The organism is Candidatus Synechococcus spongiarum SH4, from assembly GCF_000586015.1.
Lineage (GTDB): Bacteria > Cyanobacteriota > Cyanobacteriia > PCC-6307 > Cyanobiaceae > Synechococcus_B > Synechococcus_B spongiarum_F.
Map to the genome: position 1 here is coordinate 1 of NZ_JENA01000149.1, position 4,227 is coordinate 4,227.

Consider the following 4,227-nt stretch of genomic DNA (forward strand, 5'->3'; position numbering starts at 1 on the left):
AACTGGAGCCAGTGGCGCCAGTCCGGGGCAGCCACCCCATGGGTGTTGGCGGTGGCGCAACACTGCCTTGCCAAGGGCTGGCCACCGGGAGTTCTCCTGAACATGAACCTGCCGGGTTGTCCCGCCAGCCGGATCCATGGTGTGCAATGGCGCCGCCCCTGTGGCCGGCGCCATGGGGAGTACTTCCGGGTGCAGCCCTCCACGGCGGGAGCGATGCGGTACACGATGGGGGTGGAGATAACAGGAGAGGATCCCCGCCACCGTGTTGGTCCAACCCTGTGGCCTACGGATCTGGCCTGTGTGGAGGCGGGCTGGATTGCCCTCACCCCTCTGCAGCCCCCCAGCTTTTCTGGCACGGTGACCCGTCCACCCTGCCGCCCCTGGAGCCGCTGCCCGTCTCCCCTAATGAATGCGACGCAGCAGCCAGAGGCCAATGATCAACCCCACCAGATGGGCGGTCACAACCTGGGTATTGCTCAGGACGGAGAGCATCTCGATGGAGGTGATGGGGTAATTCACCAGCCCCCCTGCACCCACCCCCGTTCCCACCGGTCCCCCGAAGAAGCCTGGCGCCTGCAGGGACGCCTGCACAAACAGGCTACCGGCCAGGGCCTGGTAGCCCACAGTTCCCAGGGTCAACCCCAGCAGGGAGGCTAGAAGCCCCCGGCGCACCAGCCGTGAGGTTTCGGTCCGGGAGGGGCGGGGGCCTGGGGAGTCCAGGGCGCGCCCACAGCGCACCACCAGCCAGCATTGCCACAGGCTGAAGAGCAGCACCAGAAACGCCAGGGTGGTGAGGGCCAGACCCGGCCCCAGGGACCGCTCCGCCGCTGCCGCCAGGCCGCCGTTGGAGGTGAGCAGCAGCACCACAAACGCCACCACTCCCAGGGTCAGTTGAGTCCAGAACTGCCCCCAGCTTAGACGGCGCAAAGCCAGGGAAATGCGCTGCAAATCAAGGCGATCAACCATGGCACAGCAAGTTCAACGGGTCAAAAGGATGTAACAGGAGGCTAGAAGGGAATGCCCCAGGCGATGGCCCTGGCCCCCGTGCCCATGATTCCCCTGCGCACCCCGGACACAATCCAGACCCCCACTGCATTGGCGCTGGGCAGCTTTGACGGGCTCCATGCCGGACATCGGCGGGTGATTGCCCAGGTAACGGAAGATGTGGGTGGAGCCGTTCCCACCGTGGCCAGCTTCTGGCCCCATCCCCGGGAGGTGTTGTTCGACGAGGTGCGCCTGCGGCTGCACCTGCCCCAGGAAAAACTGCACCTGCTGGCCCCCCTGGGCATTCGCCAGTTGGTGCTGCTCCCCTTTGACCGCCGCTTTGCCCGCCTGAGCCCGGAGGACTTTGTGGCTCAGGTGCTGGTGCAGCAACTGCGGGCCGCCGTGGTGGCGGTGGGGGAAAACTTCCGCTTTGGCGTCCGGTCGCTGTGGTGACGCGGCTCTGCTGCGGAAGCTGGGCCAGCGCCATGGGGTGCGGGTGCGGGTGGCGCCCCTGCTGGGTGACGGTCGCCAGCGCATCAGCAGCAGCCGGATCCGCTCCGCACTGGAACAGGGCCGACTGGAGGAGGCCAGCCGGTTGATGCCACACCCCTATCGGTTGCAGGGCCGGGTGGTGGCGGGTCGGGGGCTGGGGCGGGAGTTGGGTTGGCCCACGGCCAACCTCCAGGTGAACGGCCGCAAGTTCCTCCCCCGGGAAGGGGTCTATGGCTGTTGGGTGCGGGTGGGGGATGAAGGGCCGTTCGCCGCCGTGATGAATCTGGGTCCCCAGCCCACCGTGGACCCTGCTGCACCGTCAGCAGTGGAGGTGCATCTGCTGGATCGCACCATGACCCTCAACGGCCTGGAACTGGAAGTGGAGCCGGTGTGTTTTCTGCGCAGTCAGCAAGCCTTCCAGGATCTGGACCACCTCAGCGCCCAGATTGGCAAGGATGCCCAGCAGGCCCGCCAAGTGCTGCTCTCTCAAATTGCGGGGTAGGCGTTGGCCAACCCCCACGTCACCAATGCACAGATCCCCCCCAGAATCAAGGCGCCGGAGAGGATCACCAGGACAGGGTGGTCCGCCCCGTCAAAACGCATGATTCCACGGTTAAAATCGTTGTCGGCCACGGGTTGCACACAGCGCTACTACATCCTAAGAACTGTGAAGGAGGCCGTCCATGGCTGATGCAGCATCCGGTGTCGTGATTCCCCCACCAGGGGGAGAGCAGCACGGCATTGCCCGCTTGCTGGATGCCAATTTGAACCGGGCCCGGGAGGGCCTTCGGGTGGTGGAAGACTGGTGTCGCCTGGGGCTGCAACGGCCGGATCTGGTGGCCCAACTCAGGGACTACCGCCAACGCCTGGGCCAATGTCACCCGTCCACCTTGAAACAAGCTCGCCACGCAGCCTCCGATCCCGCCACGGGATTGGGCCACCAGGCCCAGCAGGAGCGCGCCACGCCACAGCAGGTGGTGGCCGCCAACTGCGCCAGGGTGCAGGAAGCCTTGCGGGTGGTGGAGGAGTTCGGTCGCCACAGCGCCGTGGAGTTGGCCGCCACTGCCGCCGCCATCCGTTACGGCCTCTACGACCTGGAAACAGCCCTCCTGGCCAGCCAGGAGCGGCACAACATACTCCGTCAGGCCCGCCTCTACCTGGTTACCCAGCCGGCGCCGGAGTTGCTGGGGGTGGTGAAGGCCTGTCTGGAAGCGGGCCTGCGGTTGGTGCAATACCGGGAGAAATCCCCCCGGCCTGGGGAAGGGGAGGTGACGGATCAGCAGCGCTTCCGCACCGCCACGGCGCTGCGGCAACTCTGCTGGGACCATGGCGCCCTGTTCATCGTCAATGATCGCGTGGACCTGGCCCTGTGCGTGGAGGCTGACGGGGTACACCTGGGGCAGGAGGATCTTCCGCCGCTGGCGGCCCGTCGTCTGCTGGGGCCTGAGCGGCTCGTTGGCCGCAGCACCCACTGTCTGGATCACCTGCGCCAGGCCGTTGCCGACGGCTGCGACTACGTGGGTGTGGGTCCTGTTCATGCCACCCCCACCAAGCCCGGCCGGCCGCCTGTGGGGCTGGATTACGTGCGTCAGGCAACGGCCTGCAGTCCCGTTCCCTGCTTTGCCATTGGCGGGGTGGATCCACGGAATGCCCACCAGGCCATGGGGAGCGGCGCCCATGGTGTGGCGGTGGTTCGCGCCCTGATGAGCGCTTCGGATCCCGGCGCCGTCACCCGCCAGTTGCTGCAGGTGATCGAGACCGCTTCCGCGCCTTGTCGATGAGCACGCCGGTCACCGTTCAGGTCAACGGCCGGGCCGTGGCGGTTTCATCCGGTGGGATGCTGACCACCTGCCTGGAGCGGCTGGGTTACGACCTGCGCCTGGTGGCCGTGGAGTTCAACGGCGAAATCCTCCACCGGCAGTACTGGCGCCACACCAGGATTCGGGAAGGGGACGTGCTGGAGGTGGTCACCATCGTTGGCGGCGGCCTCCTCCGGGCTGGTGGCGCTGAACTTGAGAAGGGATTCCCCACCTTCAGCACGGGGAGGAGGTCAATACACTATGAGGAGCGTCCTTGAGCAACGGATGAAAATGAAGACCCCCGGAACCTGGCGGCGGCGTCTTGCTGCGGTGCTCCTTCCCGTCTTGATGGTGGGCCTGATGGTGTTTTCCCTGCCCCAGCCTGCCGATGCCGCCCGCGGTGGCCGGTTGGGCGGCGGCGGCTTTGCGCCCCGTTCCCTGCCCCGCAGATCCGGGGGCGGCACTTTCGGGGGGGGAGCCGTGGGGGCTTTGGCGGCGGCGGCTTTGGCTTCCCCTTCATCATCCCCTTCTTCGGCTTTGGCGGTGGCGGCTTGTTCGGGATGCTCATGCTGTTTGCCGTGGTGGGCCTGCTGCTCAACGGCTTCCGCAGCGCCATGGGTAGCGGCGGAACCATGGGCTCCGCCAACAACGCCCTGGCCGAGCGGGACGGCCCCGTCACCATTGCCCAGGTGCAGATCGGCCTCCTGGCCAGCGCCCGGCAACTGCAGCAGGACTTGCGCCAACTGGCCGCCACGGCGGACACCGGCAATTCCATGGGGCTTCAGCGCCTGCTGCAAGACGTCACCCTGGCCCTGCTGCGCAATCCCGAATACTGGGTGTACGGCAACGGGGAGGCGGGCCAGGTGGGCTTCCCCGTGGCCGAGGCCACCTTCAACCGCCTCTCCATGACGGAGCGCAGCAAGCTGGATGCCGAGACCACCATCAACGTGGC

Annotated in this window: 8 protein-coding genes; 5 read left to right on the top strand and 3 right to left on the bottom strand. The window is 66.9% G+C overall.

Going from position 1 to position 4,227, the window contains the following annotated elements; genetic code table 11:
- Positions 1 to 224 (bottom strand): hypothetical protein (locus BG35_RS12750; RefSeq protein WP_152535212.1); only part of this gene is annotated, 224 nt, incomplete at its 3' end.
- Positions 225 to 402: 178 nt separating this feature from the next.
- Complete coding sequence (locus BG35_RS0107090) at positions 403 to 966, bottom strand: DUF3611 family protein (RefSeq protein WP_025782282.1); 564 nt, start codon at positions 964 to 966, stop codon at positions 403 to 405.
- Positions 967 to 1,029: 63 nt separating this feature from the next.
- On the opposite strand from BG35_RS0107090, the gene BG35_RS13955 reads away from it, so the two are divergent.
- Both BG35_RS13955 and BG35_RS13960 read left to right on the top strand, forming a co-directional pair.
- Positions 1,030 to 1,437 (top strand): hypothetical protein, encoded by a 408-nt coding sequence (locus BG35_RS13955; RefSeq protein ID WP_308417025.1) that lies wholly within the window; start codon positions 1,030 to 1,032, stop codon positions 1,435 to 1,437.
- Positions 1,415 to 1,978: a riboflavin kinase gene (locus tag BG35_RS13960; protein ID WP_308417026.1), complete on the top strand. Its 564-nt coding sequence runs from the start codon at positions 1,415 to 1,417 to the stop codon at positions 1,976 to 1,978. The genes BG35_RS13955 and BG35_RS13960 overlap by 23 nt, the downstream gene beginning before the upstream one ends.
- Here BG35_RS13960 and BG35_RS13360 read toward each other — a convergent pair.
- Positions 1,963 to 2,109, bottom strand: coding sequence for a hypothetical protein (locus tag BG35_RS13360; protein WP_173399747.1), 147 nt, complete (start codon positions 2,107 to 2,109; stop codon positions 1,963 to 1,965). The genes BG35_RS13960 and BG35_RS13360 overlap by 16 nt on opposite strands.
- A 50-nt stretch (positions 2,110 to 2,159) precedes the next feature.
- Here BG35_RS13360 and BG35_RS0107105 point away from each other — a divergent pair, with 50 nt between their 5' ends.
- The 3 genes from BG35_RS0107105 to BG35_RS14190 all read left to right on the top strand — a co-directional run.
- The gene (locus BG35_RS0107105) at positions 2,160 to 3,257 is read left to right on the top strand and encodes a thiamine phosphate synthase (protein ID WP_051506199.1); all 1,098 of its coding nucleotides are present in this window, start codon (positions 2,160 to 2,162) and stop codon (positions 3,255 to 3,257) included.
- Positions 3,254 to 3,553, top strand: a complete 300-nt coding sequence (gene thiS, locus BG35_RS13700; protein ID WP_025782285.1) for a sulfur carrier protein ThiS — start codon at positions 3,254 to 3,256, stop codon at positions 3,551 to 3,553. The genes BG35_RS0107105 and thiS overlap by 4 nt, the downstream gene beginning before the upstream one ends.
- Positions 3,554 to 3,841: 288 nt before the next feature.
- Positions 3,842 to 4,227: DUF1517 domain-containing protein (locus BG35_RS14190; RefSeq protein ID WP_373276975.1), on the top strand; the 386-nt coding region annotated here is incomplete at its 3' end.